This window comes from Lacinutrix sp. MEBiC02595, from assembly GCF_053601555.1.
On record NZ_JBSHNU010000243.1, the window covers coordinates 755,923 to 779,714 of the forward strand.

Sequence of the window (23,792 nt, forward strand, 5' to 3'; positions counted from 1 at the left end):
GTATAAATTCATAATTTAGCACTTGCGGTAAGCGATACAGGAATACTTTTTTTTTAATTTGGAAAGCTATACGGACAGAAGAAAAGCTTAACCTGAAAAATGCGAAAACTCCACATTATAAGAACGTGGAGTTTTCATGCAAAAATAATTTTCCCTAAAAACTAATTAATAGCATACTGTAAAGATATGTTATGTTATTCATATAAAAAATACGTAGTTCTACGTATTTTTTAAGAAGAACAATGTGATCTAAAATAAAAAAAGGCTCTAGCTTAATTAAACTAGAGCCTTTTACAATTCTCCCTAAGAACCGATTAATAGCACTGTAAAGATATAGTATGTTTACCATATATGAAATACGTAGTTCTACGTATTTTTTAAAGAAATAATATGGTCTAAAATAAAAAAGGCTCTAGTTTAATTAAAACTAGAGCCTTTTACAATTCTCCCTAAAGAACCGATTAATAGCACTGTAAAGATATAGTATGTTTACCATATATGAAATACGTACTTCTACGTATTTTTTATAAGTAATCTTTCTTAAAAATAAAAGGTTCTAGTTTGTACAAGCTAGAACCTTTAGTGATTCCCTAAAAAATCGAATAATAGCATGACAAATATAAGTATGTTATTTATATATAAAACACGTAGTTATACCTGTTTTACCTTCTAACAAAAAAGGGTGTTAAAAAAATAAGGCTCTAGTTTTAATTAAAACTAGAGCCTTTAACAATTCTCCCTAAGAACTGAATTAATAGCAGTGTAAAGATATATTATGTTATGGATATGTGAAATACGTACCTCTACGTATTTTTTGTTAAAATTTATCTTTATTTAGATTGGCCCAAATAGATAAAGCAGTTGGTTTATTATCAAGATTTAGTTTCGCTACAATATTAGAACGATGTTTTTCAATAGTTCTAACAGAAATGAAAAGGGTATCGGCTATTTGCTGACTAGTCATATTCTCTGAAATAAAATGAACAACCCTTCTTTCCGATTTGGTAAGGTTAGCAAGTACACTTGTACCTATGGTAACATCCGATTTATTAAGGTAGTCTGCAATTTCTTCACTAAAATAAGGTTCATCCATTTCTACATGTGCGATACATGTTTCAATTTCTTCAATAGCAAACTCCTTTAATATATAGCCATAAATACCAAGCGCTTTGGCTTTGTCAAAAATAGCTTCTTCCTTATCAAACGTAATTAAGATTATTTTGGTTTCCAGACCGTTTTTCTTGCATTCTTCAGCAACTTCTAAGCCAGTCATATAGGGCATTCGTATGTCTAAAAGTGCAATATCTGGTTTTTCTTTAACAATAAGATTATAAGCCGCTTGCCCGTCTGGAGCACTTCCTAATATATTAAAACCTTTAGAAGTTAAAAAATCTTGAATGCCACGAAGCATTAATGGATGATCGTCTGCTATTATTATAGAGGTATTCATTAAGTAAGAGGGAGTAATTGTTGCTATTACTCGTAAATGTAAGAAATTTGTTTAGTTATTTAAGGTTTTTTTAAATACAAATATTTCTTTTCATAATCTATAATAGCTTTTCCTTTTTTTAATATGTCTGCACCTATAATACCATCTACTGGTTTTGCATTATGATTTGTGAGTGCTGTGTTAACATGGGTAAGGTCAAATAGTATGAGTGGTGTTTTTTCGTTTTTCCAACGACCTATCTTTATTTTATTTTTTTTAGAAATTTGCGTTAGCATATTTGTAGCTCCTGCTCCGGCTGCTTTAATTTCAGAATCCTTTACTTTTAGTTTAAAATTTTCTATAGCTTCAAAACCAACGCAAGAACTAGACGCTCCGGTATCTAAAATGAAAAGTCCTTTTACACCATTTATGGAGGCTTTTATTTCAAAATGATTTGTTTTCGTAAGCTTTAGTTTTATTTTTAAATACTCTTGCTTTAGTAAAAACTCTTGTAAAGTTTTCATGTGTTTTTTCTATTTATTTTAAGGAATAAAAATACAAGTAATATTAGAGAAAGTATCGCTATAATAGAATATAATAAGAAAGGTATTTTTGTTTTTTGGGATATGGTGCCATAGTAAACAAAAGCACTCCAATAATAAGGCGATTTTTTAATGTTGCTTATTTCATCATTATTAAGGTATTCTATTTTTGAAGTATTGTTTGCTATAAATTCAGAATTGTATTTATTATAATTTTTATAAAATGAAGTCATGATTTGTGAAGTAGCTAAGTCATTAATTTGCCATAGCGAAAATAATACGTTTTTTGCTCCAGCATATTGAAATCCTCTAGCAATACTTAAAGCTCCTTCTCCTTTTTGTAATGTGCCAACTCCGGTTTCGCAAGCGCTTAAAACAACTAGATTAACATTCATGTTTAAACTATATAACTCGTTTATAGTTAAAGTTTCATCATAGAAATCGATACTTGCAGGTTCTTGAAAATTACCACTTTTTGCATGTGTCGATAAATGAAGAATAGAATAGTTAGTAGCTTTGTCTATAAAGTTTCTTTTGGTTGCTTGTGTTTGAAAAAGCAGATCTGCGTTCATAATTTTTTCTATGCTTTCCGCTTCTTTTTTAGAATAAATTAATTCTTGATTTGTGCCTTCAAAAACAGGGAAAACACCCAAAAGAGATCCTTTTTTGTTCGTATTTTTTTGGTTTAGGTAAATGGAAGCATTTGCATTATAGACTAGTTTATGTTTCTTCACTAAAAAAGGCATTTTAGAAAAGGATGAACTTGTGGTTTTTGCAGTCAATAAAGCATCAAATGGAATAAAGTTTAGTTTGCTATCTGGAATAATAATAACATTTTCTTGGTCTGCTATTTTATCTAAAAGCAGTGTTTTGTATAAAGTAAATGCATCTTCAGTAAACTTTAAAATATCATTATTTATGGCTGCGCTGGAACCAAAATAAGTAATGAAAGTAGAGATTGCATTATTTGTTTCTTCATTTAATGGAATTCGGTGAAAGCTGGCTGTTTTGGTTGAAAATATAAACTGGTAGAGGTCGTGTTTACCATAAAAATATTCTACTAAAACAGCATGGTCTTGCGTTAGTTTTTTCTTTAAGTCTTCAAAAGGAAGGGCTTCACTATTTTTAAGAACTGCATATTTTTTATCAATGGCATTGTTGCGGGTTTTTAAAGCAATACTTACCGCATTAAGTTCTTGTCTTAATGTGTTTTTTTCTTCAGCCGAAGCATTACTAATAGGTGTGTTTATTAATTTATTGGTTAATCTCTCTTCTTGCTTAACAAGGTTGCTTTGAGTAATTAATAAGCTATCTTCTGGATGAAGTTCTAATAATGATTTTTTAGTTTTAATATCTTTTAATATACTTGCTTTCTGATTTTCTGCATACTGAAAAGCACGTTCTGTATAGTTTGTAGCGTCTGTTGTTGCTTGTAATTGATATAAGATATTCAAGCATTTTTCACTACGTACTCGGTTTGCATAAAGGTTGATAAGTTGCCCTTTTTGTGAAGTGATATTTTGTTCTATTAAAGACGAAGCATAAAAACTTAAATCATAACAAGCCAATGCTTTTTCTGGACTAGTTTGTATTTCTGCTAATAAATCAAAAAGATCTATAAAGGTGTTTTCCGGATATAAAGCTTCTTTGGTTGGTAGCTTTTTATCTTCTAATCCTGGAAGCAATGTTTTTAAAGCAAAGTGGGCATATCTATTTGCTTGTAAAGTGTCTTTTAATAAATAGTAAAGTTGTCCTTCCTGAAAAAATAATTTTGCTTGATCTCTAGAAGATAGTATGTTTCTAGGTTTTTTGTTTTTAAGTTTGTAGAAGTTTTTTTGTGCTGCTTTATAGTCTTTGTTTTTTAGAGCTTGTTCGTATTTTAAAGTGATATCTATTTCCGATTCTTTATTTAAATTTCTAGAAAAAACGTCACCATTGTCTATAATAACAACATTGTTATTTAAAAATAAAGCACTTCTTGATTTTAAGCTTTTTAGTCTTTTTAGCTGATAGGCTTTTATGTCTTTAAACTGTAAACCTTTATTTGCTGTTTCATTTGCTAGTGCATAACTACCAATAGATTGATATAGATTAGCAAGGTTGATGGTTCCTGTTATTTTATGGCTATTATTGTTCTGTTGCTCTGCAAGAAAAATATATTGCTTAATAATATTTTCAGCATTGGTATAATCTTTCGTTTTATGGTATAAAATACCTAGCGGAATTAGGCAGTATTCCGTAATATCATAATTGTAAACTTCCTGTTTTTTGTAAAGCGTCCAAGCTTTTTCATACGTTGCAATTGCTTGTTGCTGTTTATTACTGGCATCTAAGTAATAGGCTTTGTTTGCTAGTAGATTAATGAAAGCGAAATATTCGTCTTCAGAAGTTATTCTACTTTCAAAAACACTTATTTTTTCATTAAGATGAATTAGTGAAGCTTCACTTTTGTTGTCATTAAATATTTCGGTTGCTTCATAAATAGCATTTTCCAGATCTTGAGAAAAAACATTTCCGAAGGCAAAAAAACATATAATGAAGAGGATTCTATTCATTTATAAAATTAAAAATTAAATACGTATTAATGCATTATTTATAGACTCTAGAATTTCCAGATAGCATATAGTTGCAAGTAATTAAAGTCTTCTTTAAAATTAAGTACATAGCGAGCACCAACGCTTGGTCCAATTCTAGCAAATCCAGCTGTAGCTTCCAATAATAATCCGGTTCTAAAATTATTAAACGAGTTACTAGTTTTGTTTGAGGACTCGTTTATGGTAGCGTATGGGCCAAAATCAATACCATTAATATTTTCTGCCTGTTCTATAATAATGCTATTTTCCGTTTTCTCACTTAATGAAAAGGCAGCTTGTAAACCTGCGCCTAAGCCAATGTAATTGTTTACGTTATATCGCGCTAAAACGGGGATTTCCCAGTCTACATTATCGTAACTATTTAAAGTAGTGGTTCGTTCTCTACCAATAAAATCTGGACGGTCTATTTCTTCTACGGTTACCGTTTTATTCCCGTCGTAACTATGAAAGCTGTTTAATAATTCTACTTGCCAATACCATCTGTATGACTTGTAAGGAGATACTGTTGCTCCAACAAAATAACTTTTAGAATTTTCTAGATTGGCATACGAATTATAACCAACTTTTGCTCCAATAGATATTCCAGGAAGAAAGCGTGTTGTAGAATAATTGGTGATTATAGGTTCGTTTTTATCGAAAATAATAGCCGTTTTGCTTTTTGTTTTCTGTTTGTGAAAATCTTTGCCAAATTTCAAGCTGTATTTTACAAATCCTTTAGTAGAATCATATTCTTTTACATTTTTTTGTTCGCTTCCAGGAAGGTAGATATTCTTAAAGGTAAAGATTGCTTGTTTTTCTGTAAAGGTGGTGTCTAGACAACTATATTCTACTTCGCGTTTCGGACAAATTTTACATTTAGGATACATGTCTTCTACAAGAATGGAAGTTTTATCAAACATATCTGGAATGTCTGTTTCTAAGCGAATAGTACTTGCAGGACCTTCTCCGTTATTTTGAAATTTAATTTTAAATTTCGGACGTTTAAAACGAACCAATCTGTAATTTAGAAATGTTGCGGAGGTAGACATTTTATTAGGATCATGAGAAGTTACAATCTCCATTTCCATGTCTTTTACATTATGGTTGTCAAAATTGTCATCTGGAATATATACACCACGAACAGAAATAATAGCACTAGTGTCTTTAAGCATTTCTGGTGTCGTTTTTAACGTGTAGAATACATGACGTTCTTCGTTTGGTTTCATGTTGTCAAATTCTAAAACACTTGCATCTTTATAATATGCTTTAGAGCTTTCTAAAGTAAGTGGTAGGTTGCTTTTTTCTGTGCTGTCTTGAAACTTTAAACGTAGTTTGGCAATATTGTCTTCAATAGATGCGACTACGCTTTCCTTATTATCATAATCATAGGTATATACAAAGTCGGATGCAAAACTTTCTCTTTCGTTATGGTATGTTCTGGTATCTGTTAGCTCAAAATTATTGGCTTGGTATTTTTGTTCGTTGTAAAACAAGTGTAGTTTACCATTTGTAGCATATTCTTTTGTGTTTTTATAACTCAAAATAACTACAATTTCTTCTTCTGGCATTGGTTCTGTGTTGCGTTGCAGATCGAGATTTGCAGTCATGCTAGCCACTTCGCTATAGCTTTGGGTATCTGCATCTTTTGCCATGCTTAGCTTTTTAGGTCTAGAAGTTGGTGGCTTTCCGGTATCGTAATTATTAGTAGACCATAGTTTCACTTCGTAGTCTCCAGCTTTTTTGTAGGTATGCTTCGGATTGGTTTCTTTACTATATTCGCCATCTCCAAATTCCCAATAATGCGTATAAAAAGCTTTTGGCGCTCCTGCTATCTGATTTAGTTCTGGAGCATTTGGAGTAAAGTTTACTTCATTTCCATTGGTGTTATACTCAATAATTGCTACTCGTCTTAAAGTATCTATTACTTGTGCTTCTTGCGAAAAAGAATGCCATGAAAAAATAAGGCAACATAATAATGTAGTAAATTTCATATAAGTTAGATTAAAGCATTTAAGGATACAAAATAGGATAATTTAAAAGGATGACCAATATACTTCAAGGAACATTAAAATAAATCTATGATTTTATAAAGTAACGGTTTCAATCTATCAAAGGCTTTGTTTGTAGTATGAAGTTGTATTTGTTATAGAAAAATATATAATTTTTATTTAGTTCTAGATAACAAAAAAGAGCAGAAAATAAGTTTTCTGCTCTTTTATAAATTTAAATACCCCCTTTTTTAAGGTAGTGCATTTATTAATGCAGTTAAACTAGCTTCTGTACCTGTATTCGTTTCGTTTAATGTAAAAGTAATTACGTCATTGGCAACTATAGTTACCGCTTTTATAGCGTATCTCCATACGCCGTTCTCTTCTGTTGCAAAAATCACATGGCATTCTAAACCAATTGGTATTTGTCCGTAATGCTCACTAAAAATATTTGTAGCATTATCAAAAGTATCTAGATTGGCTAATGCAGGAGCTTCACCATCATACGATAAATAAACAGCACTATTTAAGTTAGTATATCCAGCAGGAGGTTGTACTTGAATTGGTGTTTTAGGTCTCGTGTCGCTATAAAAACGATCTACATTCGTCCAACCAAAATTTAGAAAAACATAATACGATTCATCTTCAACAAACATTTCTTCGTCATCTACACCAGGTAATAATTCTTCCCAAGTTAGATTATCTTCATTGTCTATTTGGCCTTCCCATAAAGTCATTTCTGTATCTGCTCCTCCAGTTAAACTTGCAGGAATAACCATTTGTAAATTACAATTTGTAGCTAATACATTTCCATTTTGTGTAGCTTCCACAAAAAACTCACCACCAGAAATTAATAGCGCTTTATCTCCATTAGGTAATCTTCCCATGGTGGGTTTGTTTGTAGTAAGCATACTTCCTTTTTCAAATAATTCTATAAATTCTATATCTACTTGTCCAGTTACTGCATCTCCGTTTAAGGTTAGGCAATCTGCATTAATGTTTATTTGTACTCCAGCTTCCGATGTAAGTGTTATGTTTCCATCGTCTGCATTAAACTGAAAAGTTTGTGTTGCATTCTCTAAAGCTTGATCTTTTAATTGGGTAAATGCATCTGCATCTGGGACGTATTGTACTGTGGTAGAAGAGCCGTCGTCATCGGGGTTACAACTTGTAAATAGTATAGTTGCAAAAATTAAGCTTCCAAATACTTGCTTTAATGTGTTGTTTACCACATTTCTAATTTTTAATTGTTGATTTAAATGTTTCATAATTTATAGGTTTAATCGTTATACATCTTTATATAAACCGGGTACTCTTTTTGTTACCCGGTTTTTAGATTTGATTTTTATTTTGGGCTACTAGCAATTATTTTATAATTAATGATGTCTCCTTTTGCTACTAGTTGAATCATCCTTTTTGCAGTAAATTCTGTAGAAGCAAATCCCTGTGCTTTTGCTGTTTTGCTATTTACTTCCCAGTAATACAGTCTAGATTCTTTTTTGTTTAGTTCACTTGCAAGCATGTAATAGCTGTTTATTTGTCTTTCTAAAACAACTTCTGCTTGACCAACAATATTTGCCATTCGTTTTGCATCAAATAAGGTTAATGCTGTTCCCGAAAATTCGCCATTTGTAGTTTTTACGGACCAATCATAGACTTGTATTAAGTCGTCTTTTGCAATTTCTACGTTTTCAGTTGTAGTGTTAAGAATGGTGTTACTTGTTGTAGCGTTAACGTTTAATAAACTAAATACTACTGTCGCGATAATTAAAATTGATTTTCTCATGGTTTCTAAATTTTTATAGATTTATAATTTGTTTTTTTATTGAATGCCTGTTTGGCTTTTACAACCTTATATCAAAAGCATTTAAAAATTGTTACCCTTTTTTTATAAAGTTTTTTTAAATTCGTTGGCAATCAACCGAAAACAAAAGGGTTTATGAGTGAGAAAAAAATACACGAAGACCAAAAATATATAGAGGGATTATTAAAAAACAACTCTTTTATTATACAAGCTATCTATGATAGGTTTGTGCCAAAGGTTATTAATTACATAAAACAAAATAGTGGAGATGCCGATCAAGCACAAGATGTAATTCAAGAAACACTTATTACTATATATAATCAGGCTAGTCAAAAAAAGCTACAACTAACTTGTCCTTTTGATGCGTACTTTTTTCTACTATGTAAACGTAAATGGTTAAACGAATTAAAAAAGAAAACCAATAAAGAGGTAACAATAAATGAAGAAGTACTATCTAAAGATGACGACTCACAAGAGTTAGCTTTTGAAACTTCCTTATTTGGTGAAAAACAAGAGTTATTTAATACCATGTTTCAAAAGTTAGGAAACGCATGTAAAGACTTAATAAAAGCAACTTTTAAAATAAAATCTATGGAAGAAGTTGCCAAAAGTTTAGGCGTAACGTATGCCTATGCTAGAAAAAAGAAATCGCTTTGTATTGGTAAATTAACCAAGCTGGTTCAAGAGTCGCCACAATTTAACCAACTTAATTATTAGCAAAATGAAAGAAGAAGATTATATATTATTTGAAGCGTATTTGGCAGGAGAATTATCTGCGGAAGAAAATACAGTTTTTAAAAACCGATTAGAAACTGAAGATGCTTTTCAAGAAAGCTTCAACACGTACAAAGAGTTATCTGGGTTTTTAGAACATAAATTTAAAAATGAAGAAGAAACAGAAGCTTTTAAATCGAACTTAAAGTCTATTTCTAATACACATTTTAGAGCTACTAAAAATACTTCCGAAGAAAAGAAAAAAGATAGTTCATTTCATCTTTTAAAATATGCCATTGCTGCATGTGTCGTTTTGATGTTTGGTATTGTTACTTTTAATAAAATGAACCAACCTGCTTATAGTGATTATAATGAGCATGGTATAATTGATCTAACGGTTAGAGGTGGAAATATTGGTTTACTAATTAAAACAACTAAAGCGTTTAATAATAAAGAATACGAAAAAGCTTCTGGTTATTTAGAGGACTTACTTCAAGAAGAACCAGATAATAAGGAATATCAATTATATTATGCCGTGACTAATTTTGAATTGGATAAGTTTGAGATTTCTCAACCTATTTTACTGGATTTAGCCAAAAGTAATTCTGCATATAAAAACAAAGCAACTTGGTACTTAGCGTTAAGTAACTTTAAACAAGAAAAAGAAGAAGAATCTATAAAATGGTTGAAACAAATTCCGGAAGGAGCAGACGACTATCGTCAAGCGCAGCAACTTTTAAATAAATTAGAATAATAAGCGAAAGCGATACGATTTTAAATTAGCTATTTTTGCAAAATGATAATTACAGATACACATACACATTTATATAGCGAGGATTTTGATGTAGATAGAAATGAAATGATGCAACGTGCTATTGCAGCAAATGTTACCCGTTTTTTTATTCCAGCAATAGATTCTACGTACACAGAATCGATGCTACAATTAGAAACGGATTTTCCGGAAAACGTGCATTTAATGATGGGTTTACATCCTACGCACGTAAAAGAAAACTATAAAGAAGAACTTGCGCATGTAGAAGAAATGCTTGCCAAGAGAAAATTTGTTGCTATTGGTGAGATTGGTATTGATTTATATTGGGATAAAAGTACATTAGAGATACAACAAGATGCTTTTAGACATCAAATTAAATTAGCGAAAAAATATAAGTTACCTATAGTTATTCATTGTAGAGATGCTTTTAATGAAATTTTTGAAATTTTAGAGGAAGAAAAAGACGATACACTCTTCGGAATTTTTCATTGTTTCACAGGAACTTTAGAACAAGCCAAACAAGCAATTTCTTATAACATGAAATTAGGAATTGGTGGCGTTGTAACTTTTAAAAACGGAAAGATAGATCAGTTTTTAAATCAAATAGATGTAAAGCATATTGTTTTAGAAACCGATTCCCCATATTTAGCACCAAAACCATACAGAGGAAAGCGTAACGAAAGTAGTTATATTGTTAAAGTAGTAGAGAAACTAGCCGAAATTTATGCGGTTTCCGAAGAAAAAATAGCTGCCATTACTACAGCGAATTCAGAACATGTTTTCGGAATCTAAATGTAGTAAGCCTTTCTGCGGAATTTGAGGAAATAAATATAATGTTTGGTCCATGGCAGTGCAGACCGTAATAACTTTAGTGAATTTTTAAATTGTAAATCAAATTGTCGACAACAAAACCAAGCATACTTTTAGTATACACCGGAGGAACCATAGGAATGATAAAAGATTCTAAAACTGGAGCTTTAAGGGCTTTTGATTTTAAAAATTTATCGAATAAAATCCCGGAACTCAATTTGTTAGATTGTGAAATTGAAGCTATTTCATTTGACGAACCAATAGATTCTAGTAATATGAATCCAGAATATTGGTCGCAAATCGCTACAATTATAGAAGAGAATTATAGTCAATTTGATGGTTTTGTAGTTTTGCATGGTAGTGATACTATGAGTTACACGGCATCTGCTCTAAGTTTTATGTTAGAAAATCTAAGTAAGCCAGTCATATTTACAGGATCGCAATTACCTATTGGTGATTTACGCACAGATGCTAAAGAGAATTTAATAACCTCTATACAAATAGCGGCTTTACAAAAAAATAATAAACCAGTTATTCAAGAGGTCGGTTTATATTTTGAGTACAAATTATATAGAGCAAATAGAACTACTAAAATTAATGCAGAGCATTTTGAAGCATTTGCATCCTTAAATTATCCAGATTTGGCAGAATCAGGAGTGCATTTAAAAGTAAATAAGGAGCATTTATTAAAGCCCAAAAAAGGAGCAAAGCTTAAAGTTTTTAAAAAATTCAACGAAAACATTGCGCTAGTAAAACTATTTCCAGGAATCTCAAAAGCACTTTTAGAATCTATTTTTTCTACCCCAAACTTAAAAGGGGTTATTTTAGAAACCTATGGCGCAGGAAACTGTTCTACTGAAAATTGGTTTATTGAATTGTTAGAAAATACCATTAAAAAAGGAGTGCATATTATTAACATTACGCAGTGTTCTGGTGGAAGTGTTGCCATGGGGCAGTATGAAACTAGCGAAAAACTTAAAAAAATAGGTATAATTTCAGGAAAAGACATAACAACAGAGGCCGCTATTTGTAAACTTATGTATTTATTAGGACAAAAAATTATGCCTAAAACCTTCAAAATCACATTCGAAACTCCATTAAGAGGAGAAATGGCTTAAAATTAACTGTCAAAATTTTAACATCTAAACTTTTTTTTGTTATTTGAGCCACTGTAATAAAGGATTAAAAATTAGAGAGAGGTGGCCGAGTGGCTTAAGGCGCACGCTTGGAAAGCGTGTATGCGTTAATAGCGTATCGAGGGTTCGAATCCCTTCCTCTCTGCAAAAGAGTTTTTGTACATTATTTAAAAATTCTTTTGTTGTTTTATATAGATAGGATCAAATAATAATAATATTTCCTTCCGTATAAGCTGCTTTTTTATTTTTTAATTGCATTTTTTTTATATCTTTAACACTTTAACTAATAAAATTAAGATCAAGAACCAATGAAAAGATTATTTTCAATTCTAGCCATAGTATGTTTTATGGCATTCGGAACAGCAAATGCAACAACTAATGCAAGCACTATTGCAACAACAGTTGTTACCACTCAAGATGATGCAGCAGATGCAGCAACAGTTGAATCAGAAGGATTTCACCAAGAACTTAAAAGACGATTTATTGAAGGTGGACCAGGATTCATGGGAATCGTATTATTATGTTTAATTCTTGGATTAGCAATTGCTATCGAGAGAATTATCTTTTTAAACTTATCAAGTACAAATACAAAAAAATTAACGCAAAACGTTGAAGACGCATTACAATCAGGTGGTTTAGAAGCTGCTAAAGAAGTATGTAGAAACACAAAAGGACCTGTTGCCTCTATTTTCTATCAAGGATTAGATAGAGCAGACGGAGATTTAGAAGCTGCCGAAAAAGCGGTTGTAGCTTATGGTGGTGTTCAAATGGGTCAATTAGAGAAAAACGTATCTTGGATTTCTTTATTTATTGCATTAGCACCAATGTTAGGTTTCATGGGAACTGTAATTGGTATGATTCAAGCCTTTGATAGAATTGAAGCAGCTGGAGATATGCAGCCTTCACTTGTTGCAGGTGGTATTAAAGTAGCACTTTTAACAACCGTATTTGGACTTGTAGTTGCAATTATACTTCAAATCTTTTATAATTATATCATTGCAAAAATTGATAGTATCGTTAATGATATGGAAGATTCTTCTATTAACTTAATGGATATGTTATCAAGATATAAGAAGTAATAGTAATAATTCTAATTTTTAAATTATATTATGAATTCACAAAAAATAATTACCATAATAGTAGGACTAATTGGTGTAATAGCCATGTTTTTCCTAATTAGAATTATTGGTGCAGGTGATGAAGCTGTTAAAGCAGGGGAGTCAGGCGGTACAGTAAATACGTTTATGTATATAGCTTATGCGATTTTTATTGTTACTATAGCTTTAGTGGTTATATTTACTCTAAAAAACTTATTCACACATCCAGCAATGCTTAAAAGTGCGTTGATGGCTGTTGGAGCCTTTTTAGTAGTATTCGCCATATGTTACTTTGTTTTAGCTAGTGGAGAAGAAACACCAATGAGAGAAGGTAAAATGCTTTCTGCAGGAGATTCTAAATTAATAGGAGCTGGTATATATATGTTTTATGCGCTTGGTATAATAGCAATAGGAACTATGTTACTATCTTCGGTTAAAAAAATGATTAAATAAGATGGCAAAAAGAGCAGCACCAGAAGTAAATGCAGGATCGATGGCTGATATCGCTTTCTTACTCCTTATTTTCTTCTTAGTAACAACAACTATCGAAACAGATTCTGGTTTAACTAGAAAACTTCCACCAATGGAGGATTCTGATGAAGATGTTATTATTAAAGAGAAAAACATTTTTCAATTAGAAGTTAATAGAAAAAACGAGTTGTTTTTAAAGACAGGTGGAGAGGAAAAAAGAATTGAAATCAAAGATTTGCGTGCATCCGCTGTTACTTTTCTAGATAATGGAGCAGGAACAGGAGATAATGCTTGTAAATTTTGCCAAGGAAAGAAGAACCCAAGGTCCTCTGATAATTTTGATAAAGCAATTATTTCTTTACAGAATGATAGAGCCACGGAGTATGACACGTATATAGCAGTTCAAAATGAAATTATTGCTGCTTATAATGAGTTAAGAAATAGAGAATTTAAAAGAGCATTTCCTACTTTAGATATGAACTTTATTGAGGCTGAAAATGCATATTCAGATGCAAGAACAACACCTGCAACAAAAGCAAAACTTAAAGTGAAATTAGAGGAAATTAAAATACTTGTTCCTCAAAAATTCTCTGAAGCAGAGCCAAAGTCTAATTAGATAAAAAACTTAAATAAAATATGTCTAAATTTAAAAAGAAAAAAGGAGGCGAAATTCCAGCAGTGAATACGGCATCTTTACCAGATATTGTATTTATGTTATTATTCTTTTTCATGGTAGCTACTGTTATGAGACAAAACACTTTAATGATTGAGAATAAATTACCTCAAGCAGATCAAGTTGAAAAACTAGATAAAAAGAGTTTGGTAATGTATATTTATGCTGGTAAACCTAGTACAAATTACAAAAGTCAATATGGAAGTGAGGCTAGAATACAGCTAAACGATAAGTTTGCTGATGTTAAAGACATTGCTGCTTTTATTGCTGCAGAAAGAGCCGCTAAAAGAGAAGAAGAAGTACCTTTTCTTACTACTGCTCTAAAAGTAGATAGTAAAGCAAACATGGGATTGGTAACAGATATCAAACAAGAATTGCGTAAGGTAAACGCATTAAAAATTAATTATACAACTAGAAAAGGTAATGCCTTAGAAGGTTTAAAGAAATAATTATAAATCTTAATTTTATTAAAAGGCGTTTTGAGAAATCATTACGCCTTTTTTTTGTAGCAAATGAAACATATTATTTTTATTGTACTGTGCTTTTTTAGTCTAACCAATTCTTTTTCGCAAGAAGAAAAATCTGTAGAACAAGAGGTCGATTCTTTATATAAAGAAGATCAATTTTATATTGGTGTTACCTATAATTTATTGGTGCAAAGACCAAAGGGCGTTTCACAAAGTGGGTTTTCTAGTGGTTTTCATTTAGGATACATTAAAGACATGCCAATTAACGTAAACCGTAATGTTGCTATTGGTGTAGGCTTAGGTCTTTCTAGTAATTCTTTTAATCAGAATATGTTGATAGATAAGGATAGTGATAGTAAGTATACCTACACGGTTTTAGAGGATAGTGAAACATCGTATACTAAGAATAAATTTACAACCTATATGATTGAAGCTCCCATTGAATTTAGATGGCGAACTTCTACACCAACCGAATATAAATTCTGGAGGATATACACTGGATTTAAATTGGGATATGTGCTAGCCAACTCTTCAAAATTTGTTGGTGACACTACTATTAAACATAGTGGTATTAAAGACTTCAATAAGTTGCAATATGGTTTTACCATTAGCGCAGGTTATAATACCTGGAATATTCACTTCTATTATGCATTAAACACCCTATTTAATAAAGATGCACAATTGGATAGCACAAGTTTAGATATGCATGCAGTAAAAATAGGGTTGATGCTTTATTTACTATAAGTGCGATAATTGAATTGTCTGTTCAGTGCTGCTTGAAAGTTATTTATTCTCAAAGAAACTGGAGGAAACCTAACCTTGCTTTTAGTGCAACCAGTAATTCAATAGCGTAAGTTGCGGTAAAAATCCAATACAAAAACCAGCAAGTAACTCCACATAATTATGAGCTTTTAAGTGCAACCTTGAAGTGGCTATCGCTCCTGTAAGTATTGCCATTATAGCTAACGTGCCATTAATATTTATACCAAAGTGTATGCTTAAAGCGATATAAAACATAAATACACCAGATATAGCAATCATGTGTATGCTTGCTTTGAATTTTAATATAGCTAGAATAAAGCAAGTAAGGTTAGATAGCAATACACCAATAAAAAAATAGTAGAGCTCTATAATCTCACTAGGAGGAAAAACACGCTTTACTATTAAATAGATAATAATGCAATTGAGACCTAAAGGCAAAACACGTTCTTTAGCCGTTTTTAAATAAATGCTATTAGTTTTACCTATCGTTTTTAATAAGTAATATATAAGTATAGGCAGTATTACGGTTAAAATAGAAATAGAAATAAGCTTTGCTTGTATTATTTCTTTAGGAATAAATCTTGGTGATTTGGAAAAGTAAAAAATCACACCAAGTAATGGCATGATTAAAGGGTGAAAAATAAACGATATGCTTTTTAGAATGTGATTCATTAAATCTTTTTTCGCAATCTTGCCACAGGGATATCTAATTGCTCTCTATATTTTGCAACCGTACGTCTAGCAATAGGATAACCTTTTTCTTTTAATATTTTTGCTAAAGCTTCGTCTGTTAAAGGTTTTTTCTTGCTTTCTTCTTCAATAACTGTTTCTAATATTTTTTTAATTTCTCTAGTAGAAACTTCTTCTCCTTTATCATTAGTCATAGACTCACTAAAGAATTCTTTAATCAATTTGGTCCCGTAAGGTGTGTCCACATATTTACTATTTGCAACACGAGAAACCGTAGATACATCCATTTCAATCTCATCTGCAATATCTTTTAAAATCATAGGTTTGAGATTACGCTCATCTCCCGTTAAAAAATATTCGCTTTGGTAATGCATAATAGAACTCATGGTTACAAAAAGCGTCTGCTGTCTTTGCTTAATCGCTTCAATAAACCATTTTGCGGCATCTAGTTTCTGTTTAATAAACATGACCGCATCTTTTTGTGATTTGCTTTTTTGTTTGGTTTCTTTATAGCCTTTAAGCATATTGTTGTATTCTCTCGATACATGAAGTTCTGGAGCATTTCTTCCGTTTAAGGTGAGCTCTAATTCTCCGTTTACAATCTTGATGGCAAAATCTGGAACAACGTGTTCTACTCTTCGGTTATTTCCAGCATAGCTTCCACCTGGTTTTGGATTTAAGCGTTCTATCTCGTGAATAGCGTCTTTAAGTTGTAACTCGCTGATATCAAATTTTTGTAAAAGCTTTTTGTAATGTTTTTTAGTAAACTGTTCAAAAGCTTTATCAATAATACTAGTTGCTAATGCTACATCTGGATGCTGTTCTTTTCTGTGTAACTGAATGGATAAACACTCTTGTAAATTTCTAGCCCCAACTCCTGCAGGATCTAATTGATGTACAATTTTTAAAACTCGTTCAATTTTTTCTTCCGTAGTAAAAACGTTTTGAGTAAACGCTAAATCATCCATAATATCTGATAATTCCCGACGGATATAACCACTTTCATCTACACTACCAACCAAAAATTCTGCGATGTCGCGTTCTTCGTCATTTAGTCTGTAGGTATTCAATTGGTTTACTAAATGTTGTGTAAAAGAAGTCCCTGCGGCATAAGGCATGGTTTTTTCTTCATCGTCTGCACTATAATTATTTACTTGTGTTCTATAATCTGGTACTTCGTCATCGCTTAAATACTCATCTACATTAATATCTCCAGCATCTATGGTTTCGTTGTCATCATAATCATCTTTGGTGTTATCGAGATCATCATCATAGTCACTATCATTTTCTTCTTTACCGCCTTCAAGAGCGGGGTTTTCTTCCAGTTCTTGCTTTAAACGTTGTTCAAATGCTTGTGTTGGCAACTGTATCAATTTCATTAATTGAATCTGTTGTGGGGACAATTTTTGCGATAATTTGAACTGTAAATATTGTTTAAGCATTGTTATGTTTTGATTTTACCTACTTATGTTAGAAATGGTAGTAAAGCTAAAAATAAAAAAAACAATCTAGATTATGCCTAATCTAGATTGTTTTAATTAAAATATTTTTATAATGCGTAATTATTCCGAAGCCTTATTCTCTTTAAAATATTTATACAGAATAGTAACAGCAAGAAAACTCCAAATTAGTCGGTATACCCAAATGTTTAATTCCATTCCGAATATCGTAGCGTGTTCTAAGTTGCTAAAAAAGCTATAGATTACGTTTGCAACGGCTAATATTCCTATTATTAAGGATAATGTTCTATTCATGATGTTATATTTTTAAAACTCTGCGTTTTGAGGTGTTCTTGGGTAAGGGATTACATCACGAATGTTGGTCATTCCTGTTGCAAACATTACCAAACGCTCAAAACCTAAACCAAATCCAGAATGTACAGCGGTACCATATTTACGTAAATCTAAATACCACCAAAGTTCTTCTTCCGAAATATCTAATGCCGCCATTTTTTCTTTTAAAACATCTAAACGCTCTTCACGTTGTGCACCACCAACTATTTCTCCTATTCCTGGAAAAAGAATATCCATAGCGCGAACCGTTTTACCATCTTCATTTAAACGCATGTAAAATGCTTTAATGTTTGCAGGATAGTCAAATAAGATTACTGGACATTTAAAATGTTTTTCTACTAAGAAACGTTCGTGTTCACTTTGTAGATCTGCTCCCCATTCTTCAATAATATAATTGAATTTTTTCTTCTTGTTTGGCTTCGAGTTTCTTAAAATATCAATAGCTTCCGTATAACTTACACGTTTGAAATTATTGTCTACAACGAATTTTAATTTTTCAATTAAACTCATTTCACTGCGTTCTGCTTGTGGTTTTGTTTTTTCTTCGTCCAATAAACGAGTTTCTAAAAATTCTAAATCTTCTCGGTTATTTTCTAAAATATGAGTTAAAACCGATTTCATAAAGTCTTCCGCTAAATCCATATTTCCAGCTAAATCCATAAAAGCAACTTCTGGTTCAATCATCCAAAATTCAGATAAATGACGCGAAGTATTGGAGTTTTCTGCTCTAAATGTAGGTCCGAAAGTATATACTTTACCAAGAGACATCGCGTATGTTTCTGCTTCTAATTGCCCCGAAACGGTTAAGTTGGTTTCGCTTCCGAAGAAATCTTCTTTAAAATCTACTTTCCCATCTTCTGTTAATGGAGGCGTTTTAGCATCTAAATTAGTTACTCTAAACATTTCACCAGCGCCTTCTGCATCACTTCCTGTGATGATTGGCGTGTGCATGTAGTAAAAACCGTTTTCATTAAAGTATTTATGAATGGCAAAAGATAAGCTAGAACGTAAACGCATGATCGCACTAAAGGTGTTGGTACGAGTACGTAAATGTGCATTTTTTCTTAAAAACTCTAACGTATGTTTTTTAGGTTGTATAGGATACTCTTCAGGATCGGAGTCTCCAAGAATTTCGATGCTGGTTACAACAATCTCTACTTTTTGACCTTTACCTTGGCTTTCTATCAGTTCTCCTTTAATATGTACTGCAGCTCCAGTTGTGATGCGCTTAAGCGTGTTTTCGTCTGTGTTTTCAAAATCGACAACACATTGTATATTGTTAATTGTCGATCCGTCATTTAAGGCAATAAAACGTTTAGCACGAAAGGTTCTAACCCAACCGTTTATTTCTATTTCTTGACCAAATTGGTCTTTGGCTAATAATTGTGAAACTGTATTAGTGTTCATTGTATTTAATTTTTTTTCATCTACGCCAAGGCTTCGATGTATATGGATGCAAATATAATTTATTGTTGTATTTATTCTTCAGAAACATTTAGATTTTCATCTTCGTCATTTTCTTCAGGAATAATATTTATCGCTGGTTCTCTTAAAACTTCTTTGTTGGCAATACTTCTTTCTAGTGAAAGTAATAAAGATGGTAAAAGTAATAAATTAGAGAGCATGGCAAATAATAGCGTTGTAGAAACTAAGGCTCCTAAAGCTACTGTACCTCCAAAGCTTGAAAAGGTAAACACCAAAAACCCGAAAAATAATACGATAGATGTGTAAAACATACTCACTCCGGTTTCTCGTAAAGCGGCGTAAACCGATTTTTTAATTTTCCAGTGATTGGCAATTAATTCTTGTCTGTATTTTGCTAAAAAGTGAATGGTATCATCTACAGAAATACCAAATGCAATACTAAAAACTAATATGGTAGATGGTTTTATTGGTACTCCCAAATACCCCATTAATCCTGCTGTAATTAATAACGGTAATAGGTTTGGTATTAAGGAAACAATGATCATTCTGAAAGATCGAAACATATATGCCATAAACAATGCTATTAATAAAATAGCAAGCGATAATGAAATGGCTAAGTTTTTTACTAAATATTTTGTTCCTTTTTGAAAAACTAATGCTTTTCCTGTCATGGTAATGTTGAAGTTTTCTTTAGGAAAAACCTTGTCTATTTTATTTTGAAGGTTTTCTTCAATGCGTTCCATTTTGTCTGTACCAATATCTTTCATGAAAGTGGTGATACGTGCATATTGTCCTGTGCTATCCACAAAGTTTTTAAGCAAGTCTACATCAGACGATGAGTTTTTTGCATACGACATGATAAAACTGTTTTCTTGACTTGTTGGCAATTGGTAATATTTCGGATTACCATTATAATAAGCCTGTTTCGAGTATTTTACTAAACTTACTACAGAAATTGGTTTAGAGAGTTCTGGCGTTTCCAGAATAACTTCTTCTAGTTGATCCATTCGTTTTAAGGTAGAAAGTTTCATAACTCCCTTTTTACGTTTGGTATCTACTAAAATTTCTAGAGGCATAATTCCATTAAACTCTTCTTCAAAAAATCGGATATCTTGAAAGAATCCGGACTTTTTAGACATGTCTTCAATTAAACTACCAGAAATTTTGATTTGAAAAATACCAATGATACTCAGTGTTAAAAGTACCACAGAAGTGATATAAATGGTAATTCGTTTTTGTTTTACCATGCGTTCAATCCAATCTACAAAACCACCAATCCATTTTTTATTTAGGTGTTCTAAATGTCTGTCTTTAGGATACGGTAAAAAGGTGTAAATAATAGGAATGATTAGTAAACACAATATAAAAATGGAGATTATACTTAAAGATGCAACAATACCAAACTCTTTTAAAAGCTGACTTTCGGTTAAAATAAATGTTGCAAAACCAGATGCTGTGGTAACATTGGTCATTAATGTAGCATTACCAACTTTGGTGATTACACGTTGTAAAGATCTTACTTTGTTACCATGTAATTTTACTTCAAGTTGGTACTTATTAATTAAGAAAATACAGTTAGGGATACCAATTACAATTATTAATGGTGGAATTAGTGCGGTTAAAACCGTGATTTCATAGCCAAGTAAACCAATAATACCAAAGGTCCACATCACACCAAAACAAACTACAATAAGGGATATAAAAGTTGCTCTAAACGACCTGAAAAATAAAAAGAAAATAAAAGATGTAACTAGCAGTGCTAAACCAATAAACTTGCCGATCTCATCTACAATGTTTTGCGCATTTAAAGTTCTAATGTAAGGCATTCCAGATACTCTAACATCTAGATTTGTTTGTTTTTCAAAAGCAGTAATTTTAGGTATAAGGTTATCAAAAACAAAATCTTTTCTAGCGGCAGTATTTACAATTTCCTTATTCATGTAAATTGCTGTACGTACCGTTTTTGTGTTTTTGTTAAACAGAAAATTGTCGTAAAAAGGATATTTCTCAAACAGTTCTTCTTGTAGAAGATCTATTTGTTCTATGGAGGTTATCGAATCTTTTATAAAAGGTTCTAGTGCAAATTTTTCATTCTTGGTGTCTTTTATCAGTTTCTGAAGATCGCTAATCGAGACTACCGTTTCTACTTCGTCTGTGTTTTTAAAACTTTGGGAAAGTTTGTTCCAAGCGTTTAATTTTTCGACTGTAAAAAGGGTCGTGTCTTTTACACCTAAAACAATTAGGTTTCCTTCTTCACCAAAAATATCAAGAAAGTTGTTATATTTTTGATTTACTTCATGGTCATCTGGTAATAAATTCGCTTCGGTGTATGTAAAGCGCATGTATTTCCATTGGGTAGCAAGTAATCCAGTAGCCAATAATATACCAAGTATAATGGCGATTTTATTACGTAGAATTAGTCTTGCAACAACATCCCAAAAGCTTTTTGTAAATAGTTTGAACATAGTATAATTAAAAAAATGCATCTATTTAAGGACATTTTAAGACTTTTAATTGAGGCAAAATTACGTCGTTAAATTAGAGTGGTAAAGGTAGGAAAAAGCTAGGTATAACAAAGTCTTAAATTGTTATAAAGTAACGTTAAATGTAAATTTTAACGCCATATTATCTTCTAGTTTAGGTAAATGATATCCGCCATATCTGTAGGTGAAACTTAAACCGAAACCAAAAAATAGTTTATTGATTTCTAAACCAGATTCTGTAAAGCCTTTTTCAAGGGTATTAAAGGTAATTTGTTGGTGTCTTTCTGTATTGCTCATGTTACCAATAGCAAATCTAGAAATTAGTACTAATTCTGGATTGAAACGTCTGCTTATTTTAAACGGACTTAAATGATGTTTGAATTGTAAGGTGGTGATTCTATCGGAAAAGAACTCGTTAAAAAACATCGTTTCAAAGCTTGTTACGCCAGCTACAGAAAACCGTTGCATAATAGTTTCCTTATTTATATTATTGGGATACGCGTGATATAAATGTGATAAAGGAGTTTCTCCACTTGCTAATCCAGCAGTAACCGTTAATAAGGAAAATGCTTTGTTGCCATATTCTTTTTTAAAGATGGTTCTAAAATCTAGTTTCGAAAAATTAAAGTCGCCATTAAGAACATCACTAAAACTTTTAGTGTATTGTAAAGTGAATTTAGGATAGCCTTCTTTTAGTATTTTAAATTTATTATCGATAGTTTCAAAAGAACTAAAAGGACTCCATTGCACCGCTGTTTTAGAAGTACTTAAATGCATTTGATTGTATACGTTGTTGTTTACTGCAAAACTATAATCATAGGTTGTATTTATATTGCTAACTGCAAACTCGGTTTCACCAATCAAACTCGGTGATAGTTGATGTTCTAAAGAAATCGCTTTTGTAATATGTTTATAGAACAAATTGATATTTAGAAGTCTTGGTTCAAAAAGCTGGAAAAACCTGCTGTCTGTTAAAAAGGTAGAGCTTCCGGTTTCACTTAAATCGTCGGTGTATGAGAAGTTTAGCCACGTATTTGTTTTTTCGTTTAGTTTAATTCCTGAACCAAAACTATACTTAAAAGCATGATCTCTAAAACCATAAACGAGGTAGGTATTGAATCTTATTTTTTCTGAAAATGCATTATTTGTTTGTCCGCCAAGTCCATTTCTAGATCCTTCATATTGGTTATATTTCACTAAATATCTTAAGTCAATATCAAAATATTTTGTTGGGAAATAACCATTACCTAATTGCTGTAAAAAGGCTTTTCTTTTCAGGGAATCTTTAGTTACAACTTTAATGGAATCTGTTGAAATTGGTGTTTGAGCTTTACTTAAAAAGAAGGATAAACAAAGTAGAAATGTAAAGCAGTATTTTTTCATTAATATTATAGGGATGCATTTATAGAGGTAGCTAGTACTTCTTTGATGTTGGTTCTATAGCCTAATTCTTTTAGAACAATTTCCCCTTTTTTATTAATTACGATACTTGTAGGGTAGCTATTTACGCCATACATGGTAATGACATCATTAGCATCTGCTAAAATAGTATACGCAAACGGGTTACTTTCTAAAAAATCATTTACAACTCCTTTTTTATTGAAAGTAAGCGCTAAAAACACAACTTCTTCCTCTTTAAAATTAGCTGCTAATTTGTTTAGTTCTGGCATCTCTGCAATGCACGGTCCGCATTTTGTAAACCAAAAATTAAGGACAACTACTTTGCCTTTTAGTTCGGATAGTTTATAGGATTTGCCATGTATATCTTTTGCAATAAAATCTAAAGCACGTTCACCAGGAGCAAATATAGCTTCTGCATTTTGTTCTATTAAAATAGGTGCGTTGCTTTTTTTTAGGAACAGAAGACTTTTCAACTTTCCATTTGTATCCGCAAAAAAAATAGGTTTGTAATCTGTGTTTGTCATTAAAGACAAGCTAGCCATAGAAAGCAGTTTACCTTGTTCATTAAACAACAAAACATCTGGCGTAATATTAATTGGGGTGCTTGCTATTTGTGCTTCCGTTAGTTGGTACTGATTGGCAGGTATAAATGGATATTTATTTTGTGCAACACTAATAGCACATTGAAATAAGCAAAGGATTAATAAAAGGCGAAGTGTTTTTTGCATAATTAGATAAACGAAAAATATATGTTATTGGTAT

Annotated in this window: 22 protein-coding genes and 1 tRNA gene; 10 read left to right on the forward strand and 13 right to left on the reverse strand. The window is 31.5% G+C overall.

The annotated features are described in order from the left end of the window. Positions 1-817 precede the first annotated feature (817 nt). From ACVCZW_RS16965 to ACVCZW_RS16990, 6 genes are all read right to left on the reverse strand, one after another. Positions 818-1,450: a response regulator gene (locus ACVCZW_RS16965; RefSeq protein ID WP_452230879.1), complete on the reverse strand. Its 633-nt coding sequence runs from the start codon at positions 1,448-1,450 to the stop codon at positions 818-820. Between the two features lie 59 nt (positions 1,451-1,509). Next, complete coding sequence (locus ACVCZW_RS16970) at positions 1,510-1,953, reverse strand: retropepsin-like aspartic protease (RefSeq protein WP_452230880.1); 444 nt, start codon at positions 1,951-1,953, stop codon at positions 1,510-1,512. Further along, on the reverse strand, positions 1,950-4,526 hold the full coding sequence (locus ACVCZW_RS16975) for a CHAT domain-containing protein (protein ID WP_452232987.1): 2,577 nt from the start codon (positions 4,524-4,526) through the stop codon (positions 1,950-1,952). Before ACVCZW_RS16975 ends, ACVCZW_RS16970 begins: the two co-directional genes overlap by 4 nt. A 47-nt stretch (positions 4,527-4,573) precedes the next feature. Then, on the reverse strand, positions 4,574-6,535 hold the full coding sequence (locus tag ACVCZW_RS16980; RefSeq protein ID WP_452232988.1) for a PKD domain-containing protein: 1,962 nt from the start codon (positions 6,533-6,535) through the stop codon (positions 4,574-4,576). Positions 6,536-6,783: 248 nt separating this feature from the next. After that, positions 6,784-7,800 carry a hypothetical protein gene (locus tag ACVCZW_RS16985; RefSeq protein ID WP_452230883.1) on the reverse strand — a complete coding sequence of 339 codons (1,017 nt, stop codon included), beginning with the start codon at positions 7,798-7,800 and terminating at the stop codon, positions 6,784-6,786. A 77-nt stretch (positions 7,801-7,877) separates the two neighbouring features. After that, a complete protein-coding gene (locus ACVCZW_RS16990) occupies positions 7,878-8,318 on the reverse strand; it encodes a hypothetical protein (protein ID WP_452230884.1) in 441 nt (146 codons plus the stop codon). 153 nt (positions 8,319-8,471) lie between these two features. Between ACVCZW_RS16990 and ACVCZW_RS16995 the strand changes: the two genes are divergently transcribed. The 10 genes from ACVCZW_RS16995 (at position 8,472) to ACVCZW_RS17040 (ending at position 15,220) form a co-directional block, all read left to right on the forward strand. Continuing rightward, positions 8,472-9,053 (forward strand): RNA polymerase sigma factor, encoded by a 582-nt coding sequence (locus ACVCZW_RS16995; RefSeq protein WP_452230885.1) that lies wholly within the window; start codon positions 8,472-8,474, stop codon positions 9,051-9,053. A 4-nt stretch (positions 9,054-9,057) separates the two neighbouring features. Further along, positions 9,058-9,804 carry a tetratricopeptide repeat protein gene (locus tag ACVCZW_RS17000; RefSeq protein WP_452232989.1) on the forward strand — a complete coding sequence of 249 codons (747 nt, stop codon included), beginning with the start codon at positions 9,058-9,060 and terminating at the stop codon, positions 9,802-9,804. Positions 9,805-9,846: 42 nt separating this feature from the next. Further along, on the forward strand, positions 9,847-10,614 hold the full coding sequence (locus ACVCZW_RS17005; protein ID WP_452230887.1) for a TatD family hydrolase: 768 nt from the start codon (positions 9,847-9,849) through the stop codon (positions 10,612-10,614). 104 nt (positions 10,615-10,718) lie between these two features. Further along, the gene (locus ACVCZW_RS17010; RefSeq protein WP_452230888.1) at positions 10,719-11,750 is read left to right on the forward strand and encodes an asparaginase; all 1,032 of its coding nucleotides are present in this window, start codon (positions 10,719-10,721) and stop codon (positions 11,748-11,750) included. Positions 11,751-11,825: 75 nt separating this feature from the next. After that, positions 11,826-11,913: transfer RNA gene (locus tag ACVCZW_RS17015), tRNA-Ser, on the forward strand. A 163-nt stretch (positions 11,914-12,076) separates the two neighbouring features. Then, positions 12,077-12,847 (forward strand): MotA/TolQ/ExbB proton channel family protein, encoded by a 771-nt coding sequence (locus tag ACVCZW_RS17020; protein ID WP_055443845.1) that lies wholly within the window; start codon positions 12,077-12,079, stop codon positions 12,845-12,847. A gap of 30 nt (positions 12,848-12,877) precedes the next feature. Next, positions 12,878-13,318, forward strand: a complete 441-nt coding sequence (locus tag ACVCZW_RS17025; RefSeq protein WP_452230889.1) for a hypothetical protein — start codon at positions 12,878-12,880, stop codon at positions 13,316-13,318. A 1-nt stretch (position 13,319) separates the two neighbouring features. Beyond that, positions 13,320-13,952 carry an ExbD/TolR family protein gene (locus ACVCZW_RS17030; RefSeq protein ID WP_452230890.1) on the forward strand — a complete coding sequence of 211 codons (633 nt, stop codon included), beginning with the start codon at positions 13,320-13,322 and terminating at the stop codon, positions 13,950-13,952. Positions 13,953-13,972: 20 nt separating this feature from the next. Beyond that, positions 13,973-14,458, forward strand: coding sequence for an ExbD/TolR family protein (locus ACVCZW_RS17035; RefSeq protein ID WP_452230891.1), 486 nt, complete (start codon positions 13,973-13,975; stop codon positions 14,456-14,458). A 63-nt stretch (positions 14,459-14,521) separates the two neighbouring features. Then, entirely contained in the window at positions 14,522-15,220 is a 699-nt protein-coding gene (locus tag ACVCZW_RS17040; RefSeq protein WP_452232990.1) for a porin family protein, read from the forward strand. 81 nt (positions 15,221-15,301) lie between these two features. Here ACVCZW_RS17040 and ACVCZW_RS17045 read toward each other — a convergent pair whose 3' ends face one another. From ACVCZW_RS17045 to ACVCZW_RS17075, 7 genes are all read right to left on the reverse strand, one after another. After that, a complete protein-coding gene (locus tag ACVCZW_RS17045; protein WP_452230893.1) occupies positions 15,302-15,910 on the reverse strand; it encodes a hypothetical protein in 609 nt (202 codons plus the stop codon). Beyond that, on the reverse strand, positions 15,910-17,370 hold the full coding sequence (rpoN, locus tag ACVCZW_RS17050) for an RNA polymerase factor sigma-54 (RefSeq protein ID WP_452230894.1): 1,461 nt from the start codon (positions 17,368-17,370) through the stop codon (positions 15,910-15,912). The genes ACVCZW_RS17045 and rpoN overlap by 1 nt, the downstream gene beginning before the upstream one ends. Before the next feature lie 120 nt (positions 17,371-17,490). Continuing rightward, on the reverse strand, positions 17,491-17,682 hold the full coding sequence (locus tag ACVCZW_RS17055; protein WP_452230895.1) for a hypothetical protein: 192 nt from the start codon (positions 17,680-17,682) through the stop codon (positions 17,491-17,493). Between the two features lie 12 nt (positions 17,683-17,694). Then, positions 17,695-19,128 (reverse strand): asparagine--tRNA ligase, encoded by a 1,434-nt coding sequence (gene asnS / locus ACVCZW_RS17060; protein WP_452230896.1) that lies wholly within the window; start codon positions 19,126-19,128, stop codon positions 17,695-17,697. A gap of 71 nt (positions 19,129-19,199) precedes the next feature. Then, the gene (locus ACVCZW_RS17065) at positions 19,200-21,611 is read right to left on the reverse strand and encodes an efflux RND transporter permease subunit (RefSeq protein WP_452232991.1); all 2,412 of its coding nucleotides are present in this window, start codon (positions 21,609-21,611) and stop codon (positions 19,200-19,202) included. A 123-nt stretch (positions 21,612-21,734) separates the two neighbouring features. Next, positions 21,735-23,012 carry a hypothetical protein gene (locus ACVCZW_RS17070; RefSeq protein ID WP_452232992.1) on the reverse strand — a complete coding sequence of 426 codons (1,278 nt, stop codon included), beginning with the start codon at positions 23,010-23,012 and terminating at the stop codon, positions 21,735-21,737. Positions 23,013-23,017: 5 nt separating this feature from the next. Continuing rightward, a complete protein-coding gene (locus tag ACVCZW_RS17075; protein ID WP_452232993.1) occupies positions 23,018-23,758 on the reverse strand; it encodes a peroxiredoxin family protein in 741 nt (246 codons plus the stop codon). Between the last annotated feature and the right edge of the window lie 34 nt (positions 23,759-23,792).